General features: G+C 38.5%; 27 protein-coding genes. 3 read left to right on the plus strand and 24 right to left on the minus strand.

Going from position 1 to position 25815, the window contains the following annotated elements:
* Positions 1-129: 129 nt before the first annotated feature.
* The 15 genes from V2145_RS12515 to V2145_RS12585 all read right to left on the minus strand — a co-directional run bounded on the left by V2145_RS12515 (position 130) and on the right by V2145_RS12585 (position 14061).
* Positions 130-1314 carry a pyridoxal phosphate-dependent aminotransferase gene (locus V2145_RS12515; RefSeq protein WP_311858631.1) on the minus strand — a complete coding sequence of 395 codons (1185 nt, stop codon included), beginning with the start codon at positions 1312-1314 and terminating at the stop codon, positions 130-132.
* A 128-nt stretch (positions 1315-1442) separates the two neighbouring features.
* Positions 1443-1934 (minus strand): cell wall elongation regulator TseB-like domain-containing protein, encoded by a 492-nt coding sequence (locus tag V2145_RS12520; protein ID WP_094911501.1) that lies wholly within the window; start codon positions 1932-1934, stop codon positions 1443-1445.
* 11 nt (positions 1935-1945) lie between these two features.
* The gene (locus V2145_RS12525; RefSeq protein ID WP_064484047.1) at positions 1946-2116 is read right to left on the minus strand and encodes a YpmA family protein; all 171 of its coding nucleotides are present in this window, start codon (positions 2114-2116) and stop codon (positions 1946-1948) included.
* A gap of 186 nt (positions 2117-2302) precedes the next feature.
* Positions 2303-3112 carry a hydrolase gene (locus V2145_RS12530; RefSeq protein WP_330987805.1) on the minus strand — a complete coding sequence of 270 codons (810 nt, stop codon included), beginning with the start codon at positions 3110-3112 and terminating at the stop codon, positions 2303-2305.
* Positions 3113-3201: 89 nt separating this feature from the next.
* Positions 3202-6003 (minus strand): ATP-dependent DNA helicase DinG, encoded by a 2802-nt coding sequence (gene dinG, locus V2145_RS12535; RefSeq protein ID WP_330987806.1) that lies wholly within the window; start codon positions 6001-6003, stop codon positions 3202-3204.
* A gap of 117 nt (positions 6004-6120) precedes the next feature.
* Positions 6121-6504 (minus strand): aspartate 1-decarboxylase, encoded by a 384-nt coding sequence (gene panD, locus V2145_RS12540; protein ID WP_131886954.1) that lies wholly within the window; start codon positions 6502-6504, stop codon positions 6121-6123.
* Between the two features lie 21 nt (positions 6505-6525).
* Entirely contained in the window at positions 6526-7371 is an 846-nt protein-coding gene (gene panC / locus V2145_RS12545; protein ID WP_330987807.1) for a pantoate--beta-alanine ligase, read from the minus strand.
* Between the two features lies 1 nt (position 7372).
* The gene (gene panB, locus V2145_RS12550; protein ID WP_094911505.1) at positions 7373-8206 is read right to left on the minus strand and encodes a 3-methyl-2-oxobutanoate hydroxymethyltransferase; all 834 of its coding nucleotides are present in this window, start codon (positions 8204-8206) and stop codon (positions 7373-7375) included.
* Positions 8207-8480: 274 nt separating this feature from the next.
* A complete protein-coding gene (locus V2145_RS12555; protein ID WP_330987808.1) occupies positions 8481-9467 on the minus strand; it encodes a biotin--[acetyl-CoA-carboxylase] ligase in 987 nt (328 codons plus the stop codon).
* Complete coding sequence (locus V2145_RS12560) at positions 9437-10642, minus strand: CCA tRNA nucleotidyltransferase (RefSeq protein WP_330987809.1); 1206 nt, start codon at positions 10640-10642, stop codon at positions 9437-9439. The genes V2145_RS12555 and V2145_RS12560 overlap by 31 nt, the downstream gene beginning before the upstream one ends.
* A gap of 15 nt (positions 10643-10657) precedes the next feature.
* Positions 10658-11785 (minus strand): N-acetyl-alpha-D-glucosaminyl L-malate synthase BshA, encoded by a 1128-nt coding sequence (gene bshA, locus V2145_RS12565; protein WP_330987810.1) that lies wholly within the window; start codon positions 11783-11785, stop codon positions 10658-10660.
* Positions 11782-12492 carry a bacillithiol biosynthesis deacetylase BshB1 gene (gene bshB1 / locus V2145_RS12570; protein WP_330988140.1) on the minus strand — a complete coding sequence of 237 codons (711 nt, stop codon included), beginning with the start codon at positions 12490-12492 and terminating at the stop codon, positions 11782-11784. The genes bshA and bshB1 overlap by 4 nt, the downstream gene beginning before the upstream one ends.
* Positions 12493-12506: 14 nt before the next feature.
* Positions 12507-12905, minus strand: coding sequence for a methylglyoxal synthase (gene mgsA / locus V2145_RS12575; protein ID WP_094911510.1), 399 nt, complete (start codon positions 12903-12905; stop codon positions 12507-12509).
* Between the two features lie 12 nt (positions 12906-12917).
* The gene (gene dapB / locus V2145_RS12580) at positions 12918-13718 is read right to left on the minus strand and encodes a 4-hydroxy-tetrahydrodipicolinate reductase (protein ID WP_330987811.1); all 801 of its coding nucleotides are present in this window, start codon (positions 13716-13718) and stop codon (positions 12918-12920) included.
* A gap of 1 nt (position 13719) precedes the next feature.
* Positions 13720-14061, minus strand: coding sequence for a nucleotide pyrophosphohydrolase (locus tag V2145_RS12585; protein WP_330987812.1), 342 nt, complete (start codon positions 14059-14061; stop codon positions 13720-13722).
* Positions 14062-14364: 303 nt separating this feature from the next.
* Here V2145_RS12585 and V2145_RS12590 point away from each other — a divergent pair, with 303 nt between their 5' ends.
* Complete coding sequence (locus V2145_RS12590) at positions 14365-15234, plus strand: YitT family protein (protein ID WP_413691085.1); 870 nt, start codon at positions 14365-14367, stop codon at positions 15232-15234.
* 302 nt (positions 15235-15536) lie between these two features.
* Here the strand turns inward: V2145_RS12590 and V2145_RS12595 are convergent, their stop codons facing one another.
* The 4 genes from V2145_RS12595 to V2145_RS12610 form a co-directional block, all read right to left on the minus strand.
* Entirely contained in the window at positions 15537-16214 is a 678-nt protein-coding gene (locus tag V2145_RS12595) for a zinc metallopeptidase (RefSeq protein WP_025907342.1), read from the minus strand.
* A gap of 62 nt (positions 16215-16276) precedes the next feature.
* The gene (locus V2145_RS12600; protein WP_330987813.1) at positions 16277-17044 is read right to left on the minus strand and encodes a sporulation protein YpjB; all 768 of its coding nucleotides are present in this window, start codon (positions 17042-17044) and stop codon (positions 16277-16279) included.
* Between the two features lie 68 nt (positions 17045-17112).
* Positions 17113-18081, minus strand: a complete 969-nt coding sequence (locus V2145_RS12605) for a CAP domain-containing protein (protein WP_330987814.1) — start codon at positions 18079-18081, stop codon at positions 17113-17115.
* A 198-nt stretch (positions 18082-18279) separates the two neighbouring features.
* The gene (locus V2145_RS12610; protein ID WP_094911516.1) at positions 18280-18699 is read right to left on the minus strand and encodes a CBS domain-containing protein; all 420 of its coding nucleotides are present in this window, start codon (positions 18697-18699) and stop codon (positions 18280-18282) included.
* 172 nt (positions 18700-18871) lie between these two features.
* Here V2145_RS12610 and V2145_RS12615 point away from each other — a divergent pair, with 172 nt between their 5' ends.
* Entirely contained in the window at positions 18872-19234 is a 363-nt protein-coding gene (locus V2145_RS12615) for a YugN family protein (protein WP_094911517.1), read from the plus strand.
* A 35-nt stretch (positions 19235-19269) separates the two neighbouring features.
* Here V2145_RS12615 and ctaG read toward each other — a convergent pair whose 3' ends face one another.
* From ctaG to coxB, 5 genes are all read right to left on the minus strand, one after another.
* On the minus strand, positions 19270-20196 hold the full coding sequence (gene ctaG, locus V2145_RS12620) for a cytochrome c oxidase assembly factor CtaG (protein WP_330987815.1): 927 nt from the start codon (positions 20194-20196) through the stop codon (positions 19270-19272).
* A gap of 75 nt (positions 20197-20271) precedes the next feature.
* Positions 20272-20607 (minus strand): cytochrome c oxidase subunit IVB, encoded by a 336-nt coding sequence (gene ctaF, locus V2145_RS12625; RefSeq protein ID WP_094911519.1) that lies wholly within the window; start codon positions 20605-20607, stop codon positions 20272-20274.
* Positions 20608-20611: 4 nt separating this feature from the next.
* Complete coding sequence (locus V2145_RS12630; RefSeq protein WP_094911520.1) at positions 20612-21232, minus strand: cytochrome (ubi)quinol oxidase subunit III; 621 nt, start codon at positions 21230-21232, stop codon at positions 20612-20614.
* 2 nt (positions 21233-21234) lie between these two features.
* The gene (gene ctaD, locus V2145_RS12635; RefSeq protein ID WP_094911521.1) at positions 21235-23097 is read right to left on the minus strand and encodes a cytochrome c oxidase subunit I; all 1863 of its coding nucleotides are present in this window, start codon (positions 23095-23097) and stop codon (positions 21235-21237) included.
* 34 nt (positions 23098-23131) lie between these two features.
* Positions 23132-24187: a cytochrome c oxidase subunit II gene (gene coxB, locus V2145_RS12640; protein WP_311858656.1), complete on the minus strand. Its 1056-nt coding sequence runs from the start codon at positions 24185-24187 to the stop codon at positions 23132-23134.
* Between the two features lie 703 nt (positions 24188-24890).
* Here coxB and V2145_RS12645 point away from each other — a divergent pair.
* On the plus strand, positions 24891-25796 hold the full coding sequence (locus V2145_RS12645; RefSeq protein WP_094911522.1) for a COX15/CtaA family protein: 906 nt from the start codon (positions 24891-24893) through the stop codon (positions 25794-25796).
* Positions 25797-25815 lie beyond the last annotated feature (19 nt).

Consider the following 25815-nt stretch of genomic DNA (forward strand, 5'->3'; position numbering starts at 1 on the left):
TTACATCCTTTAATTATGTATGCCACCCTATTATACATTTCGACACTCACAATAACAAGTAACAATCACGGGAAACTTATGACATTGTCAATAAAAGAGCGGCTTCTACAGAAGCCGCTCTCCATTACTTTATTTCATGTGTCTTGCCATAAATGACGCAATTCGCGCCACTGCTTTTTCCAATAGTTCAAGCGAAGTAGCGTAGGATAAACGAACATTTTCAGGAGAACCGAATCCTGAACCTGGAACAAGTGCTACTTTTTCTTCTTCTAAAATCGCTTCTACCCAAGCATCTACCGTTTCAAACCCTGTTAGTCTAGCAGCTTCAATAGCGTTAGGGAACAAATAGAATGCACCTTGAGGCTTTAAACAAGAGAAACCAGGAATGTCATTAAGTTGTTTATGAATTACGTTTAAACGCTCTTCAAAGGCTTTGCGCATCATTTCCACGGGCTCTTGCGTTCCGTTATAAGCTGCAATTGTTGCATATTGAGCAATTGAAGTTGGGTTAGATGTGCTGTGACTCGCTAGGTTCGTCATTGCCTTTATGATTGTCTCGTTACCAGCTGCATAACCAATACGCCATCCTGTCATTGAGTGCGATTTAGATACCCCATTGATAATAACGGTTTGCTCTTTGAGCGCTGGTGATAATTCTGCAATCGAAACGTGCTCTGCACCACCATATACTAATTTTTCATAGATTTCATCTGATACGATTAGCACATCATGCTTTAAGCAAACCTCACCGAGTGCTTCTAGCTCTTCACGCGTATAAATCATACCTGTTGGATTACTTGGTGAGTTTAAGATTACGGCTTTTGTTTTACTAGTAATAACTGACTCTAGCTGTGCGGGCGTAATTTTAAATTCATTATTTTCAGAACCTTCGACATAAACCGGTGTACCTTCTGCTAGCTTGACTTGCTCAGGATAACTTACCCAGTAAGGAGTTGGAATGATAACTTCATCTCCCTCATCTAAAATCACTTGAAATAATGTATACAAAGCATGCTTTGCGCCTGAACATACGATAACTTCAGATGACTTGTATGTTAAGTTCTGGTCACGCTTAAACTTTTCAATAATTGCGTCTTTTAAAGGCATAAGTCCGCCTGCAGGTGTATACTTTGTTTGGCCCTCATTCATTGCTTTTACAGATGCTTCTAGTATATGCTGCGGCGTATTAAAATCTGGTTCACCTGCACCTAAGCCAATGACATCATGTCCTGCGGCTTTAAGCTCTTTTGCTTTGGCTGTAATAGCCAATGTCGATGATGGTGTTAAAGCTGATACACGTTTTGCTAATTTCACTAAAATCTCCCCCTATGAACTACGGCTATAACCAGCTATGTAAAGCTGATCATAGCAACAATTTTGCTTTACTCTAAGATGCAAAGCGTTTTATAACACGTATGCATAAACATACGTTATAAATAAACTCATTCAGGTTTTGTTAAGCTATATCGCTTCATAAACTCCCCGCTTGTAAAATCAATATAATAATAAGTTAAATGTTTTTCCTCTTGATCAATATAGGTAACTTCCCATAGCGGCTTTTCATTTTCAATTCCTAGTCGGACTGATTTAATTTCTTTCGGATTTCGATCTCTTTGAACAATTTCTATAGCTTGTTCTTTTGAAATTCCATCGGCTACTTTTTTTAACACCGCTTTTTGTTTTTGACTTTTTGGTACCCAAGCGATAACATCTTCATTTTTATCGTTAATACCTTCTACTACATAAAATGTATGGTCTCCAAAATATGCTTGTGTACTCGTCACAGATTTTAGATTAAAATCTTCTTTTGCCTTGGCTGATGCCTTTTTCTCGTCAACTTGTACATCGTTTACAGCCGCTTTATAAATTGAATGGGTTTGCCACCCTGCTACTAAACATACCATAACAACAATTCCAATAAACCACTTTTTCATCTTATCCCTACTTATGTACGATAAATCGTAAAAATTGCTTTACTTTGATCTTCTTGGTCTAATGCTAGTCCAAACATTAAATCTTTCTTTTTTAACGTTCGATTTAAGCTGTCCACTATTTTATATAAATCAGAAGAATGCTCAATGCGAACGGTTGATAAAACTTCAATTTTGCTTTCCATGTTGTTCCTCCTCTTACCAAACACCTCTAAATAAATGATTATCTGTTTATCATAACACACGGCTTAGCTTTTGGGCTATTGTATTCCCTATCTAAACATAAAATCAAGCTAGGAAAACTCGCTCTGCTATAGCTAAAACCTCTCTATTTTTATTATAATTATCTCTCTTTCTTTTGCAAAAGAAATTTAGGTCGTCTTCTTAAATTTCATAACATCATAAATCGTAGGTGACATTTTAATAGAAAGCGATTCCCTTTTATTTGTATCGTATAACTCGATCCAGCCATCCGTTAACCTTGATGCAAGGTCAGGATGAATGGTGCGATTTTCTTTTGAGAATAAGACACCAATTTGTGGGTTTAGCTGTTTTAAAAACGGCTCTGATAACGGCTCACCTTCACCAAAATTTGCGAGTTTAATCAAGTCTATTTTTCTTACTGGCTTCATAAGCAAATGCTGCTCAATAGTAGATGCAGGGCTACTCATATAAAGCATTTGATGTTCTCCAAATGCTACTATAAAATCCATGGAAGGGAAATTTTCTTCTTCATGATAAAGAACGGATACATGAATATGTTTTGATAGCTGATACATATCCTTAGTTTTCCACATAGTGGTATGCTGAGTTTGTAATTCTTTTGAGCCTTTAGGCACAATTAATTCTTCTACCTGATATTGCTTTGTAACCCAATCAACATTTCCGTTGTATTTCTCGCTTTGCTTTGTAATAATCACTTGGTTAATTTGCTTAATATGGTAAAAATCCAGCCAATAAGCTAGCTCTTTTCGCGATCGTTTACTGCCTGTATTAATTAGAATAACGCGATTCGTCCCGTCTTGTACAAGTGTGGCTTCTCCATCGAATAAAGGAAAAAAGGAAATTGCTGCTTCGTCCTCTTTGAGGCTAAAGTCTACTTGACTAGCTCCCTGAACAATGCAAGCATTGCTGAAGAAGCACAGGCAAACTGCCCATATTAACATATTTCGTTTAATCATGTTAAACACACTCACTTCCTTTGTTTTCCACTATTAGGGTGTACATCTACAAGAAAAGCTATGCAAAAAAAGCTTTAGCACATTCCGTGCTAAAGCCTCTTTGACATCCACCATGTTTCAAAATCGTGGAGCGCTACTGAGAATGATTCACTTACGATATCTACATCTGGCAAAGAATGAAGAAAATGAGAGCCATACATCGTTGTAATCATGCGGTTATCTAAAATAAAGATAGATCCTTTATCTTGCTTAGTTCGAATTAGTCTTCCGAATCCCTGCTTAAAACGAATGACAGCTTGAGGGAGCGAATAATCCATAAATGGATTTTTCCCTTCTTTTCGCAGCTGCTCAAATTTTGCTTTTAGAAATGGGTGTCGTGGTGACGCAAAAGGTAAGCGAACAATGATGAGACTAGATACCAGTTCACCAGGGAGGTCAATACCTTCCCACAAGCTGTTCGTTCCTAGTAAAATAGATTGTGAAAACTGCGCAAAATCTTTTAGTAATCGATTTCGATTACGCGTTGTCACTCCTTGACCAAGGATAACAAATTCCTCTAAATCATTTAATTCTTTCATATACTGATAGGTCATCTTTAACATTTCATAAGAGGTAAATAGTACAAGCATGCGCCCTTTTGTGACAGATGCAATATCTAAGATACTTTCTGCCATAATCGCACTATACTCTTCAAGCGTCACATCATTTACAGCTGGCATATCTTTTGGAATATATACCTTTGCCTGTTTTCGATAGTCAAAAGGAGATGGTATCGTCATTTGCAGTGGTTGAAAATCATACAACCCAAGCTGTTCAATAATATAAGAAAAAGAATGATTCACTGTTAGCGTAGCAGAAGTTAGTATAACGCTTTGCTTTTTCGCAAAAAACGTATCTGCTAACGTGTCCGCCACCGAAAGCGGTTGACGATATAAAAAAGTAGCGTTTGCTGCTCCTTTTGGCTCTATTTCAATCCATGTCACCTCTTCAAGATGTGTTTGAAAGAAAAAGTCTGCAAGCTCGCTTGACAGATGATGAAATTGTTCAATTGCGCTTGTCAACTCGTGAATATGAGACTGTTCTCTTTTTGTAAGCTGCTCGTGATAGGAATCCACCACCTGAAAATCAGCATGTAAAAGAGATAAAATATCATTCATTAAAAAACGCACTCGAGATGCCTGTTCCTGGATGGTATGCCAATGAAGATTGTTCTCTTCTTGAACATTATAACGATAGCTTACTCGTCCAATTTCACTATCCGTTTGCTTATTTTTTTTCATTACATATGCATGGACAAGACGAAATAAGTCATCACATTCAATACGAAGCTTCTCTAGCAGCTCTTCTAGTTTTTTTGCATTTAGCCCTATATCATGTTTCTGACAAAGCTTATGTACTTTGTTTAATAACCCCTTATCTTCTAACAAGCCTATTCTGCTTAATAGAGCATGAATAGAAAAATAATCAAGCCTTCCACCAAGCTCTTCACTTGCAATGGTGTCAAAGTGATGAGCTTCATCAATTACAACTTGCTCATAGCTTGGAAGTAAATTTCGCTTGCTAACCACATCTAATAAAAGAAGCCTGTGATTTGTAATGATAATCTGAGCTTGTGCTGCACGAGCCTGTGCACGATTATAAAAAGAATGTTGATTCCAAGGATGCTTAAAGTCTAAATGGGAAGGATTGCTTTCGTTCAGCTGTTCCCAAAATAGCTTTCCACCGGACGGCAAGTTGATTTCATCAACATCTCCTGTCTCCGTCTCCGTAAGCCAAATCAATAGTTTGGCTTTTGTTAAAATAACGTCATAGTTATGATTGCGCTCTTTTAAAAACTGATTGAATTTTCGAATGCTAAGATAATGCTCACGCCCCTTTAAAACTGCTGCGTTTAATTCAAACGGCATAAGCTTTTTTAACATAGGTATATCTCTTTCCATTAGCTGTTGCTGTAACGTTACGGTATGCGTTGAAACAACGATAGGCCTTTTATGCTGCTGAGCATAAAAAGCAGCCGGAATTAAATAAGCAATCGTTTTTCCAATACCAGTTCCCGCTTCAATAAGCGCATGCTCGTTATCCGTTAAGCTTTCATGGACAGCATTCATCATTTGCTCTTGACCCGTTCTCTTTTCAAATGTGCTAAACACTGACGCTAAATTTTCTTTTTGCTCTTGAAATTCCTCATATGTAACAAGAACTTCCGATGGCTTCACAACAGGCTTTTGCTTTTTTAGCGCTAAGCCATGAACAAAATCATATCCTTCATGATAATCATCTTTCTTTTGATTCATTATACCTTGAATTAACTCACCAATCTCACTTTTTAAATGCAAAGACAGCGTATATAGCTGCTTTAATGTTGCAAGTGGAAGACCATTTAACTTTTCCATTAATAATAGTAAGATTTTCGCCGTCACTTCAGCATCACTGTCTGCTTGATGAGGCTGATCATGATTTAAATTTAAATACTCAGCAAGCTGGTTGAGCTTATACCCCTCTACTGTAGGGAGAAGCATACGCGCTAATTCCACCGTATCCACCGTGGACGGATACAGCTTATCGTATCCATTTTGAGCTAATGACTCCTGGAGGAAATTAAGGTCAAAAGCAACGTTATGTGCTACAAAATAAGCATCTTCTAACAGCTCAATAATTTTCTCGGAAATATCCTCAAACGTCGGGGCACCTTCAACCATGTTTTGATGAATATTTGTCAGTTGTGAAATAAAAGGAGGAATTGGTACATTGGGGTTCAAAAACGTTGAGAAACGCTCAACTATTCGGCCGTTTTCAACAACCACGGCTGCAAATTGAATAATTTGATCTCCTTGTTTTGGAGAATGTCCTGTCGTCTCTAAATCAACAACAACAAAGCGCTTATCCATCATCATGACCTCACCTGCCTGTTCTTATAGTATAAAAGAAAATACCTGCTTCTATACGAAACTACTTATGTAGAGCTTCTATTCGCTCAAAAAAATCCCCCTCGATTAAGGGGGATAATATTATAAAATTGTACCAGCTGGCTCTTGTTTAAGCAATTGTTTAATTTTGTTCTGTTCATCCATGATGGCTACTGTTGGATGATGATCAGCTACTTTTTCTTCTGCTACTAGTACATAAGAGATAATAATAACAACATCTCCGGGCTGTACGAGACGTGCTGCCGCACCGTTTAAACAAACCACTCCGCTGCCTCTCTCTCCCGGTATAACATACGTCTCTAGGCGAGCACCATTGTTATTGTTCACAATTTGTACTTTTTCATTTGGCTGGATACCTACAGCATCAATTAAATCTTCATCAATCGTAATACTTCCCACATAGTTTAAATTTGCTTCTGTCACATGTGCTCTATGAATTTTTGCGTTCATCATTGTTCGAAACATCAGGAAACCCTCTTTCTATGGTCAGATTGCCATAATAATATTATCAATTAATCGAGCTTTAGAGAATTGTATAGCGAGCGCAATAATAACCTGTCCATCTAGCTTATTTAGAGGCTTTAGCTCAGGGTAAGAATAAATCGCTACGTAATCTATTGTACCGCTCATATTATTTTTAATCGTTCTTTCAATCTGCGCTTTAATTGTCGCAACGTCACGCTCACCGCTTTCAACTAATTGCTTCGCTTCTTGTAGACTTCGATACAAAGCAGGCGCTTCGTTACGCTCAGCATCTAGCAAGTTCACATTTCTTGAACTTTTAGCAAGGCCATCGTCTTCTCGCACCGTATCAACCGCTACGAGCTCAATTGGGAACTTAAAATCAGTAATCAATCCATGCACCACGGCTACTTGCTGAGCATCCTTTTTCCCAAAGTATGCTCGCTTAGGCTGTACAAGATGAAACAGTTTTGTTAGGACTGTTGCAACACCGTCAAAATGACCTGGACGCTTGGCTCCACAAAGCACATCTACACGGTTAGTGACCGATATAGAAATGGAATCTTGACCAGGATACATTTCATCCACGCTTGGGTAAAATAAATAATCAGCCTCTTCCGCTTTAGCTAAGCGTTCATCACGTTTAAAGTCTCGTGGGTACGTATCAAAGTCCTCGTTTGGTCCGAACTGAGTTGGATTAACAAAAATGCTTAAAACGACCACATCGTTCTCTGCACGCGCCTGTTTAAGTAGCGCAAGGTGACCTTCATGTAGAAATCCCATTGTCGGTACAAATCCGATTGTTTTCCCTTGACGCTGAAGCTGAATCGAAAGCTCTTGCATATCCTTGGCAGTAGAGATAACTTTCATCTTACTTCCCTCCATATAGAGCCGTTAGCTGTTCATCGTTCATGCTAAATGTATGGCTCTCTTCCGGAAATTTTCCAACTTTAACATCGTGTACATACTGAGAAAGTCCTTTTTTTGCAACCTCTCCAATGTTACCAAATGGCTTAACGAATTTTGGAAAGCGCTCAACCCCATACGTCAACACATCATGATAGACAAGCACCTGACCATCCGTTTCTTTTCCTGCTCCAATACCAATGGTTGGAATGCTTAGCTTCTTCGAAATATCTTCTGCTACTTGTTTCGGTACACATTCTAAAACTACTGCTATTGCACCCGCTTGCTCACATTTCACGGCATCTTCAATTAGCTTTTTCGCTTCACTTGCTTCTTTACCTTGTACCTTGTACCCCCCCAGAACACCGACAGACTGTGGTGTTAAACCAAGATGAGCAATAACTGGAATCCCTGCTTGTGTTAATTCTGAAATCGTAAAAATAACATCGTCTGCGCCTTCTATCTTTAGAGCATGCGCCCCGCTTTCTTGCATAATTCGAGCTGCTTGTTTCATCGTTTCTTCTTTTGAAATATGATAAGACATAAAAGGCATATCCGTTACGATAAATGTATTAGGCGCTCCTCTTTTCACTGCTTTTGTATGATGAATCATGTCATCGACCGTCACTGGAATAGTTGAGTCATACCCTAATACAACCATTCCCAATGAATCTCCTACTAAAATCATGTCCACCTCTGATGCTTCCGCATATTTTGCAGACGGGTAGTCGTAAGCAGTAAGCATAACAATCGGTTCTTGTTGCTGTTTCATTTTTAAGAAATCAAGCTTCGTTTTCACAATAAATCTCCTCCTATACTAGAGGAGATGACAACGCAAAAAAAACCTTCTTACACTTAAAAAGGAAGAAGGTTTTTGACAAAAGCAGTCTATAGCTAAACAGCGTGCTTAAGAGCACACGCTTGTCCTTATATATTGTCATCCCTCTGTCCTAGTCTTTTTTAGATCAAGGCAGTTCGTAAACGATAAATTATAAAAAAGAGTATCAGGTGAAGTTCTGTCGATACTACCCTGATACTCGTATTATAAAGAAATATTCTTACATTTTCTAGTTTTATTTCGAAGAGATTTCAATATCAGCAGAATGAATATGATGAACCGTTCCATAATCATCCTCTAACAGCAGGACGCCATCGTTTGTAATCCCTTTTGCGTACCCTTCAATTGTTGCTTTCAAAGTGCGTGCAACAATCCGCTTTCCAATGCTAATAGAATAAGATTCCCATAAGTGCTTTACTAACCCAAAACCATTTTCTAAATAATCTTCATACAAAGATTCCATCTTTAAGAAAATCGCTTGCATAAGAGCTGCACGATTCACTTCTTTTTGCTCTTCAATTGATAAAGATGTCGCCAAGTGTTGAATATCAGAATCAAAATGTTCTAGCTTTTGATTCACATTGATTCCAATTCCAATAATAACAGAGTGAACTTGCTCAACATCAGCTTGCATCTCAGTTAAGATTCCTACTAGCTTTTTATTGTTCACTAAAATATCGTTTGGCCATTTTATATCGGGTAGTACATTTGTTACTTCTTGTATTGCTTGTACAATTGCTACGGCGGCTAATAGTGTCAGCTGTGGTGCATGCTGTGGTGGAATTGCAGGTCGCAAGATAATACTCATCCACACTCCCGTGTATTTTGGAGAGTACCATTTACGAGCCAAGCGACCTCGACCAGCTGTTTGCTCTTCCGCTACAACTACCGTTCCTTCGACAGCTCCTTCTTGAGCAAGACGATGTGCAATTTTTTGTGTTGACTCCACAGTTTCTTCATAGTAAAGATTTTGACCGATTTTTTTCGTTTGCAGACCAAGAAGCAGCTCATTTGTACTTACTTTATTAGGCTTAGTAACGATGCGATACCCTTTCTTTCGAACAGCTTCTAGTTCATAGCCTTCTTTTCTTAAGTCTTCAATATGTTTCCAAACTGCAGTTCTTGAACAGCCTAGCAAGTCGCTAATGCGCTGCCCAGATACATATTCACCTTCTGCGTTTGTAAACATCTCTAATAACGTTCTTCTAATATCTGTTTGCAAGACTGTACCCACTCCTTTATCGACCCTTTGCTATTTTGTAATTCACCATTCAACACTTTCTTCTCTATATCCTGTAACAAAGTTGAAAGCCATGGACCACCCTTACGATCTACCCATGTCATAACATCTTGGCCCGTAATAGCAAGTTCCTTCATAGAGTGAATAGGAAGCTCTCGATAACGAGAAATAAGCAAAGTTGTATGAAGATAGTTAGTGCTTCTTACTAATTGCAGAACTCGGTTTACTCTTAGGGCAGACTCTTCTCCAAGTTGATACAATGTTTCTTTTGACCAACCATTTTCTAAGACGTCCTCAAGTCCACCAAGCTGAAGCTTCACAGCCTTTATTTGTCGATTAGCAAGCTTCCATTGACGTAAAAATGGATCAGGATCAACCCCTAGCAAATAAAGTAGAAGTGTCCAGCATTCCGATATATCTTCAAGCATCATCCAGTCGTATTTACACAAGCGGCGAAAAGCTTCTTCACCAATATCTAATCCTGGCAAGTGCTCATATAATTTAGTGTCTGCTATGAGCGCAAGCGCTAAAGAAGGGCGTTTACCCAAAAGAAGCTTCTCAAACTCAATGGTAATTCTTTCAACTGATACGTGCTTCAATAGATTTCCATGCTCTGAAATAGCTCTCTTCGTTTTATCTGAAATAGAAAATGCTAGCTGACTAACAAACCGAACCGCTCTCATCATTCGCAGCGCGTCTTCGTGAAAACGTTCTTCTGGATTTCCTACCGTACGGATAAGCTGATTCCGCAAATCTTCTCTACCGTTAAACGGATCAATAATTTCACCTTTTTCATTCATAGCCATGGCGTTGATAGTAAAGTCACGACGTTTTAGATCTTCTACCAGTGATGAAATAAACTGAACGGATGCAGGACGCCTGAAATCTTCATATTCCCCTTCTGATCGAAAGGTAGTAACTTCATATTGCTCTCCTTCATGAAGCACCACAACGGTTCCATGCTCAATCCCCACATGAATTGTTTTTGAAAATAGACTCATAACATCGTCAGGAAGAGCAGATGTTGCAATATCTACATCACCTACTTTTCGCTGTAAGATCATATCTCGAACAGCACCACCAACAAAATAAGCTTCATGTCCAGCTTGCTGTAGTGTGTGAATAATAAATAATGGATGGATGAAAGGCTCTTTCATAATATCCTCCATTCCTTAACGTTGTACAAGATTGTAATAAAGCTGTTCATATTGATTTACAATCTCCGTTGAATGAAATTTTTGATTCACTGCCTGTAAAGCGCCTCTGCTTATTTGTTGATGAAGCTGTTGATTACTTAGCAGCTGAACGGCTTTATCTGCAGCTGTTTCAACGTCTCCTAATTCACAAATATAACCCGTTACGCCATCTTCAATAACCTCTGGGATTCCACCGATTCTTGTACCAATACAAGGTACTCCGCAAGCCATTGCTTCTAGTAACACAAGACCAAAGCTTTCTTTTTCAGAAAACAATAGCTTTAAATCACTAATTGAATAGAGTTCTGCTACGTTATCTTGCTTTCCTAAAAACAACACCGCATCCTCAAGTTCCAATTCTTTTACAAGCTGACTTACATTTCTCATATCTGGACCGTCTCCAACGAGCAACAGCTTAGAAGGAACACGTTCATGAATTCGTTTAAACGCGCGCACAACATCTTGCACTCTCTTAACTTGACGGAAATTTGAAACGTGAATAATGACCTTTTCATCTTCTAAAATTCCATAGTCCTGCTTTAAATTCCCTACATCTTTTCGATAATATTCTCGCTCATCAATAAAGTTATAAACTGTGCAAATATCTTTATCTGGACTAATGAGCTGGTTCGTTTGCTCAATTAACGCGTCAGATACGGCAGTCACACAATCAGATTTTTCAATTGCAAATTTAATTAGTTCTGTTAGCGATGAGTCTTCTCCAAGAACTGTAATATCCGTCCCATGGAGCGTTGTTACTATTTTTAGATTAGGTGACACCATTTGCTTAGCTAGAAACGCACACACCGCATGGGGAATGGCATAATGAGCATGAATTAAATCTAGTTCCTCACGCTGTGCAACTTCTGCCATCTTACTTGCTAGTGCCAAATCATAAGGTGGATACTTAAATACCGAATACTGGTTCACTTCTACTTCATGGAAATAAATATTTGAGTACACCTTGTTTAAGCGAAAAGGCATACTTGATGAAATGAAGTGAATTTCGTGTCCTTTTTCTGCAAGGAGCTTTCCTAATTCAGTTGCAATAACGCCAGAGCCACCAACTGAAGGATAACACGTGATACCAATTTTTAGTTTCATCTAACGCCACCTACTAGGTCATCATAAATAAGTAGGGGCTTCTTAGAAAGAAAACCTTCTGCATACTGAACGCCTACTTCTTTTCCAAACATGCGCTCGCGGCTTTCAATGGTTTCTATGTATCCGTTAACCAGCGGCGTCTCCACGCTTCCTTTCTGTTTGATAAACTGACTTTCATATGCTTGTAAGCTTTGTTTTTTCTTTTCGAATGTATTCGTTACATCAACAGCGAAGTCAGGTTTATGGAAACCATTAATCATATAAAAATACAGTCCATCCGTTCGATGAGCCCCCATGTTTTGTTCTGCCGTGTAGTTACGAATTCCAGCTGAAAATACGGCTTCTTCGACTAGACGCGCGCAGTTTCCATGATCAGGATGACGATCATCAAAATAAGGAGCAAACACAAGTTTCGGCTGACATTTACGTATTACTGATACAATTTCTCTAATGTAGGATTGTTGTAAGAACAGTCCTCTATCCGGTAGCTGTAATTGAATTCGCTTGTGTACACCGAGAAGTTGTCCTGCCTTTTCAGCCTCTTGTTTGCGTAGCTCTACTGTTCCATTTGACGATAGTTCTGCTTCTGTCAAATCACAGATAGCAACCTTTAAACCTTGCTCAGTCATCTTGGCGATGGTACCACCCATGCCGATTTCAACGTCATCAGCATGAGCTCCAAAAGCAAGAACATCTATTTTTTCAATCATTTTATTTCACCCTATTGTTTTAAAATTGAACGCCATTGTAAATCTCCTCGTTCTAAACCATGAATTAGAACCTCAGCTGTTCCCATATTGGTCGCAAGTGGAATAGCATATACATCACAGAGGCGCATAAGTGCTGATACATCTGGCTCATGAGGTTGAGCTGTAAGCGGGTCACGAAAAAAAATAATCATATCCATTTTGTTCTGCGCAACAAGGGCACCAATTTCTTGGTCTCCACCTAATGGTCCAGATTGAAAACGATGAATGGCCAACCCAGTCGCTTCAGAAATTCGCATTCCCGTTGTGCCTGTTGCGAAAAGCTCATGTTCCTTTAAAATATGTTGGTAAGCAGTTGTAAATTGAACCATGTCATTTTTCTTTTTATCATGTGCAATTAATGCTATTTTCATATATGCCTCTCCTTATTCAATGATATTTTCCAGACCATATACAAGCGTATCAACATTTATTACTGCTTCAACTGCAAGCTTTACACCGGACATGAAGGATGCACGATTATACGAATCATGACGAATCTTTAGTCCTTGTCCAAAACCGCCAAATAGTACTTCCTGGTGAGCAATTAACCCAGGTAAGCGTACGCTATGAAGGTGGATCCCATCATACGTAGCTCCTCTTGCCCCCGCTAAAATTTCTTTTTCTTCTGGGTGACCTTGCTGTTTCGTTTCACGAACTTCGCTGATAAGCTCTGCTGTTTTTAACCCTGTTCCAGAAGGTGCATCTAGCTTCTGATCATGGTGAAGCTCAATAATTTCAACATCGTCAAAATATTTTGCCGCCATTTGAGAGAACTTCATCATTAAGATAGCACCGATTGCAAAGTTTGGAGCAATGATACAGCCGATTCCTTTTTCCTCTGCTAATTCTTTTAATTCCGCTAAATCAGTTTCCGAAAAACCTGTTGTTCCGACTACTGGACGGATGCCGTATTCTAACGCTTTTTTCGTATGTACTCTTCCAATTTCAGGCGTTGTTAAATCAACTAATACATCAGCTTCAACAGCTTGAAAGCATTTTTCAATATCTGTAAAGATAGGAGCCTGAATATTTGGCATTCCTTCTACTTCACTAATTAACTTCCCTTCATGAACGCGATCAACTGCAGCTACTAATTCAAATGCTTCCGTCTCTTGAATTAATGTCACAGCTTCTTTTCCCATTCTCCCACGAGGACCTGCAAGTATAATTCGAATTTTTTTCATGTTAATTCTCTCCTTGTTCATCAATTTTTGTCCAACGATCTTTATCACGCGTATTAAATTTCTCCATAACGCGATTATGTGCTTCTTCTAAATCGATATTTAGCGAATTGGCAAAGCAAATTAATACAAATAAAATATCGCCCATTTCCTCTTCAACTGTCCGCTCTGCTTCCGTTGTCTTTTTAGGTTTTTCTCCGTAATAATGATTAATTTCACGCGATAACTCTCCAATTTCTTCAGTCATACGAGCCAGCATCGCCAAAGGGCTAAAGTAGCCTTCTTTAAACTGTCCAATATATTGATCAACTTCAGCCTGCATTTCCTTCATTGATTTGTCCGTCATATGTATTCACCTCTTTACCTTCTATGCCTGTCTCATTAAATAATAGATATTTAACTTTTCATTTTTTGTACATTCAACTTCATATTATAACATCTCTTTCCTAAATTTCTTAATAGAAAAGTTTGATTAACAAACATTATAAATGAATAAAGCTGTTCTCTTTAACCGTGCATGATTAAATCTTTAAACGTGTATGATACAAACAAAGCGCTCTGGACGGTTCATTTGGATGATGACACTTCTCTTATTCATCTAGTATGATAGGAAAGAATAGACTCATGTTTATAAAAGGAGGTTTTTATTGTGAAAGGACTAAGGTTTAAGAATATCTTTTTTATTTTGTTAGGTTCAGCTATTTTTGGGTTTGGACTTGTGAATTTCAACATGCAAAACAACCTGGCAGAGGGAGGATTTACTGGTATTACACTGCTTTTATACTTTTTATTTAACATCGACCCTTCCTATTCAAACTTAGTGCTTAACATTCCACTATTCTTTGTTGGATGGAAGCTGTTAGGACGAACTTCATTTTACTACACTATACTCGGAGTTATTAGTCTTTCTGTGTTCTTATGGGTTTTTCAACGGTTTCCAGTCGATATGCCTTTAAAAGATGACATGACGCTTGCTGCTTTATTTGCGGGTGTATTTATTGGAGTTGGCCTTGGAATTATTTTTAGATACGGAGGCACAACGGGTGGAGTTGATATTATCGCTCGTCTCGTTCAGAAATATATTGGATGGAACATGGGCAAAACAATGTTTTTATTCGACTTTCTTGTTATTATTACTTCCCTTATTTATTACTTGACTTATACAGAGGCAATGTATACACTCGTAGCCGTATTTGTCGCTGCTAAAGTTATTGATTTTATTCAAGACGGCGCTTACGCTGCAAAAGGAGCAACCATTATCTCTACTCATAACGAAGAGATTTCAGCAAAAATCATGCAAGAAATGGAGCGTGGAGTGACGATTTTAAAAGGCCAAGGATCTTACTCTAAACAAGAAACTAACGTATTGTACTGTGTCGTAAGTAAAAATGAAATCTTTCGATTAAAACAGGTCATCACTTCTGTTGATGCATATGCGTTTGTAGCGGTGAGTGACGTTCACGATGTACTAGGTGAAGGCTTCACATTAGATGAAAATAAAAAACCTTTAGAACGTTAAGTTATCCATACAAAGAGACTTTACATAACTAAATGCTCCTTTCTCAGGAGAGGAATTATAACGTTTCTACAATAGTTTAATTATAAGAACAGGCTTGTTTCATTGTGCTGCAGACACCCCAGTGCAGGGGTGTCTCAGTCTTTCCTCCTTCTCACGCAGGAGTCGAGTATCCTGCCTTCATTCCTCTCTTTTTTAATTATCTTGCAAAATCAATAAAAAATATCCGAGCTATCGAAAGTAATTAACTCCCGATAATTCGGATATCTCATTGACTGAAATACTTTTGTTCAGACTTATTTCAATTAATCTTCGTTGTTCATTCCTGTGTAAATTAAGATTAAACGCACAAGCTCTAGTACTGCAACCGCTGCTGCTGCAACGTATGTTAAAGCCGCTGCGTTTAGTACTTTTCGCGTCTCACGCTCTTCGTCATTGCGAATCACACCGCTTGATACGAGTAGGTTCATCGCACGATTTGATGCGTTAAACTCAACTGGAAGCGTTACAACCTGGAATAAAACAGCTGCTGCCATAAATACAATACCTAGCAGTAGTAGGCCGCTCATCTGAGCAAAAATTCCAATCATAATTAAAATCCATGAAAAATTTGACCCGATGTTCGCTACCGGTACTAGGGCATGACGCATGCGTAAAAACGAATAGTTTTCATCGTCTTGAATTGCGTGCCCTACTTCGTGGGCTGCTACCGCTGCGCCTGCCACGGATGTTCCGAAGTAGTTATCTTCAGATAATCGTACTACTTTTGAACGTGGATCATAGTGGTCAGACAACACGCCGCGAACTGGCTCAACTTGAACGTTGTACAAGCCGTTTTCGTCCAAGATACGTCGTGCCACTTCAGCACCTGTCATTCCAGAAGAACTGCTTACTTTTGAATATTTTTTATAAGCACTTTTCACTTTAAACTGTGCCCAAATCGGCACTAAAATAATGATGAGAAAATAAACCAAAAACCCCATCTGCACACTCCTTTACTTGTATGGTTGGTACATTTTCATTTTAGACAATTCGAATATGTCCGTCAATCATTTCGCTCTGGCTCAGCCTTTTGAACACGCTCTGCTCGATACTTACGAAAACCAACATACGATAAAGTAAATACAATAATACTTCCTGTCGTGATCATCACCCATATAAGTGATGGATCTACCTTATCTTCTTTTAAGTGTTCAAACAAAGACTGAAAATCTTCTTCTGCTGCTACTAATTCTTGTGAAGACATCACCATTGCATTATCTTGCTTTAAATCTTCGATATGCTGTTCAACACGTTCAATATCCTTATCATCGACATCTACTTGAACACTTGGAGAAATCAGTTCATAGGCTTGCAGTAAACTTTGAAGCTCTTCTTGATACTGCCCATCTTCACCTTTTGATATACTCATTTTCATATCTTGAAACGTGGTAATAACTTCTTTTTCCATTTCTGTCCAGAGGGGTTGATACTCACTTGATAAAGCATCTACTAGTAACCGAAACTGTAATGTTGTACTTACAGGGTTACTGTTTTCATCCCCTAGTGCTCTCTCAACATTTTGAGCCGTTACGACCAGCACTTGATATTCTTTAGCGGATAAATCTAAATCATGTATATTTACGCTAGAAACTTCATGTGAAAATTGTTTCACTAAATTACGTGCTTCATCATATTTTTCTTGCTGAGCAAGGTCTAATGTTTCATCAGCAAGTTCATTTAACTTATCCCAAGTTTGCTGTGTAGCCGCATTAACTGATGTTGTTAATAGTAAAAAAATAAGCATGGCGATGACAGATATTTTCTTGTTCATTCTTGTCCCTCCTCTAGCTTCTATTAGAAACTTATGAGGAATAGGACAAGAGTAGACCTATTAAATCCCTACTTCAAAGGTGTAATAAAGTTTTGCGTATAAAACTTTTCATACACGCCAACACCAAGATGAGTAAAATCATTATTTAAAAGCGCTTTACGGTGACCTTCACTATTTAACCAACCTTCAACCGCAGCTGGACCATCCGTATAGTTAGATGCAATGTTTTCACCAGCCATCCGATACAAGACGTCTCCTTTTTGCAGACGATTTCCTAAATCACCTTGAACTGGAGACTCATGAGCGAAATATTTTAAATCACTCATTTCTTTACTGTGTAAATAAGCTACTTTCGCCGTGTCTTCATCCCATGATAACGAATCTTTTCCATGGCGCTTTCTAATCACATTCGTTAAGTCGATAATTTGCTGGGAAGCTCCCTCTTCAATCTCTTTCCACTCTTCTGGAGAAATTGATGGTGCTTCAGGCAGGCTCCCTCTATACATTACTTCATACGGCTTTTGCTTCACTAAAGTTTCACTATCCATCACGCGGATACTTGATAACGTATTTAAAAATTGATCAAAATAAAGCTGAATATATACATCATCGTACTTTACTAATGGGCGCATCTTTAAATCTTCATCATTCAGTTGAAATTGATAGGAATTCAGCCCTTCTCTTAACTCAACTTCTCGCTCGATTTCAACAGCTTTGTCTACTTCAGATCGAGATTGACCAATTATAAATGGTGCGGTATTTACACTTTGACCAATAGAATATACGCTTACTACTCGATCGCCATCAACTCCTACTTGCATATAGGAGTTAGTGTCGCTTTTATATATCCACCAATCATAGCCATAGGCCGAAGGATCAACACGCATTGGTTCACCATACATGCCCATAACCTGTTCAGGGTGTAAGCCAATTAAATCAATGACATTTTCCCCTTCTATTTCCGGTGCAGCTGTTTCAACTGCACGATTATTTTTAGTCTCATTATTTGAAACTTCTTCTTGTACTGATTCATTCACATACTGCTCCAATAAAGGGATATATTCATCAGCGTATACAAATGCAACGATTAACACGAGAACAAATATAATTTTTTTCAGCGTCAGTTCCTCTCCTTACCTTTTCAAGGGTTTGTAAAGCTATTATACATGTATTGACGTAAAAATAGCTAATAAAAAAGCTATCAACATCCATTGATGCCGACAGCTTTTCTTTAATTAATGAAGTTGATTGGAAATACGAGAAAGAGCTTGACCTGCTTGTTCATCTGTAAAGCGATACGTCGATAAATCTCCTAAAGCGACAACTCCAATCAGCTTGTTTCCTTCTACAACTGGAAGTCTTCTAATTTGGTGATTAGCCATAATTTTCACAGCTTCTTCTACCGTTGATTCGCTGGATACGGTTACTAGCTTATCACTCATGACGTCAGTTACTTTACTGGAATTTGGTTTCTTTTCAGCGATGCCTCGAATAACCAAGTCTCGATCAGTTATTAACCCAATTAATCGATCTTGATCAACAATTGGAATACTACCAACGTTTAACTCTTTCATCTTTAAAGCAACTTCATATACATTATCTAACGTCGTACATGTTTCAACGTCTGTTGTCATTACGTCACGAACATATTTCATTGACTCTCCTCCTTTACATTCAACGTTAGTTTGACCGTTTTCCCCGAAAACTTTCACTTCATTTAAGATTTCTTGGTCTTTTTAACTGAAAATTCGGATAAGCATTGCAAGTTTTATCCAATCATACTATGATGAAAATGGGAGAAACATTTGGTTTAAAGGGGGAAATGGAATGAAATTAGAAGATGTGGATTTTACTGATGTAAAAGTTGATTTAGAGCATGCTGATGAAATTATGAGCAGATTTGGACTAGTGCGAGCTGGACAGTGGGACTACGAGCGGGTAACGTATGATCGAAAGTTTGAAATTCAGCACCATACCTTTTATTTGCGCGTACAAGGTTATGCTGCTGAAGGAGATATTGGCGGCAGACATGCGTTAATTCAATTTATGACGCCATTGCTTGGTAAACACTATTATCCGCACGGCGTAGAGTATGGAGAAGGAGAAAACTTTCCTTCTACGCTAGTTGATCAATGTAAGCGAATTTTAAGCCAGATTCATTCTGAACTCCAAAGCGTTCAAGCTTCCTAATAAAAAGAGTGCTTACAACACTGTAAGCACTCTTTTTATTGAGAAGAAATCGGAGATGAAGTATCATAACCTGCTTCGAGTTCCATTTCCTGCTTCTTATCTTTTTCACGCTCTTTCTTTGCCCACCTAAAAAAGGTATAACCAAGAATGATACCATATACAATTTCTTGAATAATTTTCATGATGACACCACCAAGCTGCTGATCTTCTACCGGAGGCAATACGTTAAACATTTCTGGAGCTAATGCACCCATTGCTTGAATAACGTCTGGTGATACACAAAGTGCTAAAGCATTCACCCATGCCTGTGAGTCCGTATATGTTGCATACAGCGACGTATCAGCAAATATAATTAACGCACAAGCAGGAGTTAATAACATTCCATCAGCAAAAATGTAACCAATTTTTTTCACGCCATTTAATGTCTGATACTCCTCTAGCTTGTTTAAAAGTGGCCACCACATGCAAAAAGAAGCTATAAATAGCAATATGCTAATAATTGCGTGAAGTGTCATATCCGTCTTCACAGTGTCAAAAATAAGCGGGATATGATAAAGGGAAAATAATCCGTTAAAGACCAGCAAAGCAATGAGTGGCTTTGTCAAAAAGCGAAACACTGGCTTAAGACCTTTTTGGTGAACTATTAATCGCGCCATCCATGGGGGTGTTCCAAGGATAAGTAAAGGTGGAATAGCTAAATAAACCAATGCCATTTGAGCCATATGTGCACTAAACATCAAGTGCCCTAGTAAGTCTAACGGACCGCCTTTACATATGTATAGCAGCGCCATTCCAGATATAAAAAACGCTTTTGTTTTGCGATCAACTTCTTTACTTCCTTCAACCTTATATCGATACGGACCTGTGAACAGCAAATAAACAACTGTAACCGCACAAATAACCAAGAAGAAATACGGACTCCATAGCGCTTCGAATCCAAACATTCTTAAATTATTAATCACAATCCGTCCCTCCTTTACTTAGTTGCCAATCGTACATGCTTGAAAAGAGCTAGCAAGCGCTAGCTCTTCTTTAACTTACCACCAAATAATTGTAACAAATGCCCAAACTGTTATAAGTGCTACAAGCACTCCTGAATATAGAAACATCGTTGGCACTTCATGTCCTTTATGATTCATATGCATAAAGTAATAAAGCTGAAAGATAACTTGCACAACTGCTAACAAAATAATAACTGGTACGGTAAACCACCCGGTAAAGCTATCGCTCCATACTGCAAAAAAAGCTACGAGCGTAAGGAAAATCATTAACGCAAACGAGATTAACTGCATTCGCATATCTTCAGCGTTTTTCTTCTTACGATACTGTAAGTCTACCTTTGGGTTACCTGTGTCAGAATGATTTGTTGCCATCTCTTCATCCCACCATTCCCATTAAGTATACAACTGTAAAAATAAACACCCATACAACATCAATGAAATGCCAGTATAAGCTTGCTACATAAAACTTTGGCGCGTTGTATAAATTCAAGCCTCGTTTTGAATTACGGATAAGTAATGAACCAATCCACAATAGTCCAAACGTTACGTGAGCTCCATGTGTTCCTACTAAAGCATAAAATGCAGATCCAAACGCACTACTCGTAAACGTATGGCCTTCATGAACATAATGCTTAAACTCATAAATCTCTAATAGTAAGAATGCTAACCCCAACAGCCAAGTAATCCACATCCAGAGCTGCATTTTCTTATAATTAAAGTTTTTCATATGATACATTGCATATACGCTTGTTAGTGAACTTGTTAATAAAATCATTGTGGCAATAAATACAAGCGTAATATCAAATAACTCTTCTGCTTTTGGACCTGTATGCGTTGAATTTCTTAACGCTAAGTAAGTTGCAAAAAGCGAAGCAAAAAGTACTGTTTCTCCCCCAAGAAAAAGCCAAAATCCTATGAACTTATTTTTCCCTTCAAGGGTTGATTTCTCAGGCGAATCTGGAAAAGTTTCAGGCGTTAACTTTTGTTCTGCTTCCATCTTTATTTCGCCTCCTCATCAAGCAAGTCTTCTTTATGAATATGATAGCCATGATCATCAATCCATGAACGGAAGAACATGGAGATAAAGGTGATCACTAAGCCGATAATTCCGACTAAGTCTCCCCAACCATAGTCGTTACGGAACAAGAAGCCAAATGCTGAAACAAACAAACCAAAGGAGATAATAAATGGAATGATTGATGAGTTTGGCATATGAATATCACCAAGCGGCTCAGCTGGTGTAATACCGTCTTTGTTTCCAGCACGTTTTTCTAACCAGAAAGTGTCTAATCCACGGACAAGCGGAGTTTGTTTAAAGTTGTATTCTGGTGGCGGAGATGAAATTGCCCACTCCAACGTACGCCCTTCTCCCCATGCATCACCTTTTGCTTTTGGTCCGTTAATGCTTGTTTTGATTACGTTAATAATTAATACAATTGTCGCCACTGCCATAAAGATTGCTCCAGCTGAACTGATTGCATTTCCAAGGTCTAAGCCCTGTCCTGGTAAAAATGTTGCTACACGACGAGGCATACCCATTAAACCTAAGAAATGTTGAATAAAGAACGTTAAGTGGAATCCAATAAAGAATAGCCAAAACGTAATTTTACTAAGCGTTTCATTCAGCATACGACCAAACATTTTTGGCCACCAAAACGTTACTCCTGCAAAGAGAGCATACACAACTCCCCCTACAATAACATAGTGAAAGTGAGCAACGACGAAATACGTGTCATGGAACTGATAGTCCGCTGGTGCCGCGGCAAGCATAACACCCGTCACACCACCAATAACGAATGATGGAATAAACGCTACAGAGTACAGCATCGGTGATGTAAATTCAATACTTCCTCCCCAAAGCGTAAACAGCCAGTTAAAAATCTTAATTCCTGTTGGTACAGCGATCGCCATCGTCGCTACTGCGAAGATTGCGTTTGCAATTGGCCCAAGGCCCGTCGTGAACATATGGTGAGCCCAAACCATGAATCCTAAAAACCCAATTAGCACTGTTGCAAACACCATAGAAGAGTATCCGAACAGTCTCTTTCTAGCAAACGTTGGTAAAATCTCAGAGAAAACTCCAAATGCTGGTAAGATTAGTATGTATACTTCTGGATGTCCGAAAATCCAAAATAAATGTTCCCAAATAATCGTGTTTCCACCCATCGTTGGATCAAAGAAATTCCCACCAAACAAGCGATCAAAAATCATTAAAAATAATCCAACAGTTAAAGCAGGAAATGCAAATAAAATAAGTGCTGATGCCACAAATGTAGTCCATGTAAACAGCGGCATTCTCATGTAAGTCATACCAGGTGCTCTCATGTTAATGATTGTAACAAGAAAGTTAATACCTGCAATCAGCGTTCCGGCACCGGAAATTTGTAGACCTAATGCGTAAAAATCAATTCCGTGCGTAGGCGATGCCAGCGATAGTGAAGCGTATGATGTCCAGCCTGCATCAGGTGCTCCACCTCCTATAAACCAGCTTAAGTTTAGAAACAATCCACCAAAAGCAAATAGCCAAAAGCCAAGTGCATTTAAAAATGGAAATGCTACGTCACGAGCGCCGATTTGAAGCGGTACAACTGCATTCATTAGCGCAAATAACAACGGCATGGCTGCTAAGAAAATCATCGTTGTACCGTGCATTGTTAAGATTTCATTATATGTTCCCATTGCGACAAAGTTATTTTCAGGAACAGCCAGTTGAATTCGAATAAAAAGTGCTTCAATCCCTCCAACTATGAAGAAAAAACCTCCCGCAATTAAATACAAAATGGCGATTTTCTTATGGTCAACGGTTGTTAAATAGTCCCATATCGTCGCCCCTATACCCCTTTTTTGAGTGAGCGTACTCATAGCTAGACCTCCCCTTTTGAAAGCTAATTACCGTTTATTTTTCTTTCAGCTCCAATAAATACTCGGTTAGCTGATCGACTTGTTCATCTGTTAAGTCAGGATATGTATTGCTCATTTTGTTTCCTGGCTTAATTTCTTCAGGGTTTTTGAGCCATTGTTTTAAATTTTCTTCATTATGTTCTAAAACACCTGCAATACGCTCACGATCTGCAAATCCAGCTAGATTTGGAGCCTGACGCGCTTGTTCTGGTCGACCATCCTGCGCTTCAACAGCGTGACAGCCAATACAGCTTTCTGTAAAAATTTCTTCCCCTGCTTTTGCTGAAGCAGTCGATACGTCTGGTTTTACATCCTTAATATCGCTAACCCATGTATCAAACTCTTTACTTGGAAGAGCTTTAACTTTGAAGTCCATATAGGCGTGAGATGGACCACATAGCTCTGCACACTTCCCATAAAAAAGTCCGTTAGCGCTTTCAGCTTTTTCTGAATCAAACACAAGCCAAAACTTGTTCTCATTCTCTGTATTCGTGTCTACTTTTCCGCCCACTGAAGGAATCCAAAAGGAGTGTTTGACATCTGAGGCTTTCACGTTAAAATACACTTTTGTATCCGTTGGCACAACAAGGTCTTGGGATGTAATAATTTTTTGGTTTGGATACTCAAACTCCCACCAATACAAGTTAGCTCTTACATTGACGACAATGGCGTCTTCCTTTTCCATTCCTTTCACATCAGCTAATTTAAACGTATCAGCTACTGTAGGAACTGCTAGGATAACAAGTAGAATAATAGGAATAACAGTCCAAAGAATTTCTAGCTTGTGGTTTCCTTCTACTTGTTTCGGAATCACATCTTCCTCACCTTTGCGGCGTTTAAAACGCACAACTACATACACAAAGATGATTGTAACAACAATAATTACAAGAACCATAATTGCTGTACTAAGCAGCATAAGTGAATACTGCTTTTCTGCCACTTCACCTGCAGGACGAAGCGTTGATAAAAAAGGCTCTCCGCAGCCAGCTAATAGCACGGCTACCAGACTAAACAACGATAAAACACGAAAGTTTAATCGCCATTTTCTCATAGCTTTTCCAACCTCTCTTTCATGGACGTGATTTTCTTATTTATAGCAGACAGCTGCTATAAATAAACTTTCTTCCTTCTATAATAAATTCTAGATTAGAAGAAATCCCCTGTATTTAAATTTTTATGTAGGACTACGGTGTCTAGGAGCTCGTTACGCAAAATAGATGATTTCTTAGCGGTCTCTTTAGGTAAGCATATGTTGTTGAAGCAGTGGTATGAAGAATCCGTTTACAGTTTTGACATCACAAAAACCATCCATTCACAAACATTTCACATTTGTTTCAGATTTCTGAAATCTTACAGCCTGATGTATGAACATGTAAAGATGTAAATCACTATATTTCTCCTGTTTATTAAAGCATATTTTGGAAAGTTTATGTGAAATTTTTTTGAAATAAATATGGATTTTTTTTGTCACCTTGTCTAAAACCCTATCTTCTACTTGATTATTGTATACTATTATAAGTAGAATAAGGTGTTGTATCTTGTCGAATGAGTTTAATAACTTATCTTTCTACCAATACAACCTTACACTTTCTACCATTATAACAAATGAATACATGCTTATGGGAGTTTATTCAAACTTTTTCAATGAAACCTTAAAGCGTTTGCTCTCATCTTAGCCATGTACTTCCATTCGTCTTCCTGTCTAAAGGAAACGTTTAGCGGACTAATTATCATACTTTAGGAAGGTGAATACATTGAAACGTGGATTAAAAGGGCTTTCGGTTATTGTAACGTTAGCAATGCTCCTGATTTTACTTGGAGGAGCACTTGTAACCAAAACTGGATCAGGAGATGGCTGTGGTGACTCCTGGCCTCTATGTAACGGTGAACTAATACCCAGCAACATAACATTTGAACTCGTCATTGAGCTTAGTCACAGACTTGTATCGGGGGCTTCAGGCATCTTAGTACTTTTACTTTGTGTATGGGCTTGGATTGCACTAGGGCATATTCGTGAGGTAAGACCACTTGCTTTTATCTCATTTTTCTTCTTAGTTTTGCAAGCGCTAATCGGTGCCGCTGCAGTTATGTGGGGACAATCGGATGCCGTACTTGCACTACATTTTGGAATTTCACTAATTTCATTTGCATCCGTTCTGTTATTAACCCTCATCATTTTTGAGGTTGATAAAAAGTTTGATGCAGACAGCGTCGTCATCGGTTCCACTATGAAAAAGCATATTTATGGGTCTATCCTTTATACGTACGTTGTTGTCTATACAGGAGCGCTGGTACGCCATAAAGAAGCAAGCCTAGCTTGTCCTGACATCCCATTTTGCTCCAATGCAAACAATTGGCTGCCAGGGGATATTAACCAGTGGATTCAAATGGGACACCGCACAGCTGCTACTTTGATTTTTGTTTGGATCTTAATTGCATTTATTCATGCATTTAAGCACTATCGTGACCAAAAGAACATTTATTATAGCTGGCTAATTGCTTTGGTGTTAGTAACACTTCAAGCTATTTCAGGTATGCTCGTTGTGGTTACTCGTCTAAACTTAGGATTAGCTTTAGCGCACGCTTTAATTATCTCTCTATTATTCGGCGTCTTGAGCTACTTGACTCTCCTAGCTACCCGCAGTAAAAAGACAAAATAAAAAGTACGAGCAGAAATTC

Origin of the sequence: Priestia sp. GS2 (assembly GCF_036409025.1) — a bacterium.
Lineage (GTDB): Bacteria > Bacillota > Bacilli > Bacillales > Bacillaceae_H > Priestia > Priestia aryabhattai_A.

What these genes read in the sequence shown, in the direction of transcription:
- panD (WP_131886954.1), bottom strand. Translation starts at nt 6,504, where the DNA reads ATGTTTCGAACAATGATGAACGCAAAAATTCATAGAGCACATGTGACA.
- dinG (WP_330987806.1), bottom strand. Translation starts at nt 6,003, where the DNA reads ATGATGGATAAGCGCTTTGTTGTTGTTGATTTAGAGACGACAGGACAT.
- V2145_RS12595 (WP_025907342.1), bottom strand. Translation starts at nt 16,214, where the DNA reads ATGGGGTTTTTGGTTTATTTTCTCATCATTATTTTAGTGCCGATTTGG.
- bshA (WP_330987810.1), bottom strand. Translation starts at nt 11,785, where the DNA reads ATGAAACTAAAAATTGGTATCACGTGTTATCCTTCAGTTGGTGGCTCT.
- V2145_RS12585 (WP_330987812.1), bottom strand. Translation starts at nt 14,061, where the DNA reads ATGACGGACAAATCAATGAAGGAAATGCAGGCTGAAGTTGATCAATAT.
- V2145_RS12610 (WP_094911516.1), bottom strand. Translation starts at nt 18,699, where the DNA reads ATGAAATATGTTCGTGACGTAATGACAACAGACGTTGAAACATGTACG.
- V2145_RS12520 (WP_094911501.1), bottom strand. Translation starts at nt 1,934, where the DNA reads ATGAAAAAGTGGTTTATTGGAATTGTTGTTATGGTATGTTTAGTAGCA.
- V2145_RS12560 (WP_330987809.1), bottom strand. Translation starts at nt 10,642, where the DNA reads ATGAAAGAGCCTTTCATCCATCCATTATTTATTATTCACACACTACAG.
- coxB (WP_311858656.1), bottom strand. Translation starts at nt 24,187, where the DNA reads ATGAGAAAATGGCGATTAAACTTTCGTGTTTTATCGTTGTTTAGTCTG.
- mgsA (WP_094911510.1), bottom strand. Translation starts at nt 12,905, where the DNA reads ATGAAAATAGCATTAATTGCACATGATAAAAAGAAAAATGACATGGTT.
- panC (WP_330987807.1), bottom strand. Translation starts at nt 7,371, where the DNA reads ATGAAAGTTATCTCTACTGCCAAGGATATGCAAGAGCTTTCGATTCAG.
- V2145_RS12630 (WP_094911520.1), bottom strand. Translation starts at nt 21,232, where the DNA reads ATGGAAGCAGAACAAAAGTTAACGCCTGAAACTTTTCCAGATTCGCCT.
- dapB (WP_330987811.1), bottom strand. Translation starts at nt 13,718, where the DNA reads ATGAAAAAAATTCGAATTATACTTGCAGGTCCTCGTGGGAGAATGGGA.
- V2145_RS12525 (WP_064484047.1), bottom strand. Translation starts at nt 2,116, where the DNA reads ATGGAAAGCAAAATTGAAGTTTTATCAACCGTTCGCATTGAGCATTCT.
- ctaD (WP_094911521.1), bottom strand. Translation starts at nt 23,097, where the DNA reads ATGAGTACGCTCACTCAAAAAAGGGGTATAGGGGCGACGATATGGGAC.
- V2145_RS12600 (WP_330987813.1), bottom strand. Translation starts at nt 17,044, where the DNA reads ATGAACAAGAAAATATCTGTCATCGCCATGCTTATTTTTTTACTATTA.
- V2145_RS12615 (WP_094911517.1), top strand. Translation starts at nt 18,872, where the DNA reads ATGAAATTAGAAGATGTGGATTTTACTGATGTAAAAGTTGATTTAGAG.
- ctaF (WP_094911519.1), bottom strand. Translation starts at nt 20,607, where the DNA reads ATGGCAACAAATCATTCTGACACAGGTAACCCAAAGGTAGACTTACAG.
- V2145_RS12530 (WP_330987805.1), bottom strand. Translation starts at nt 3,112, where the DNA reads ATGATTAAACGAAATATGTTAATATGGGCAGTTTGCCTGTGCTTCTTC.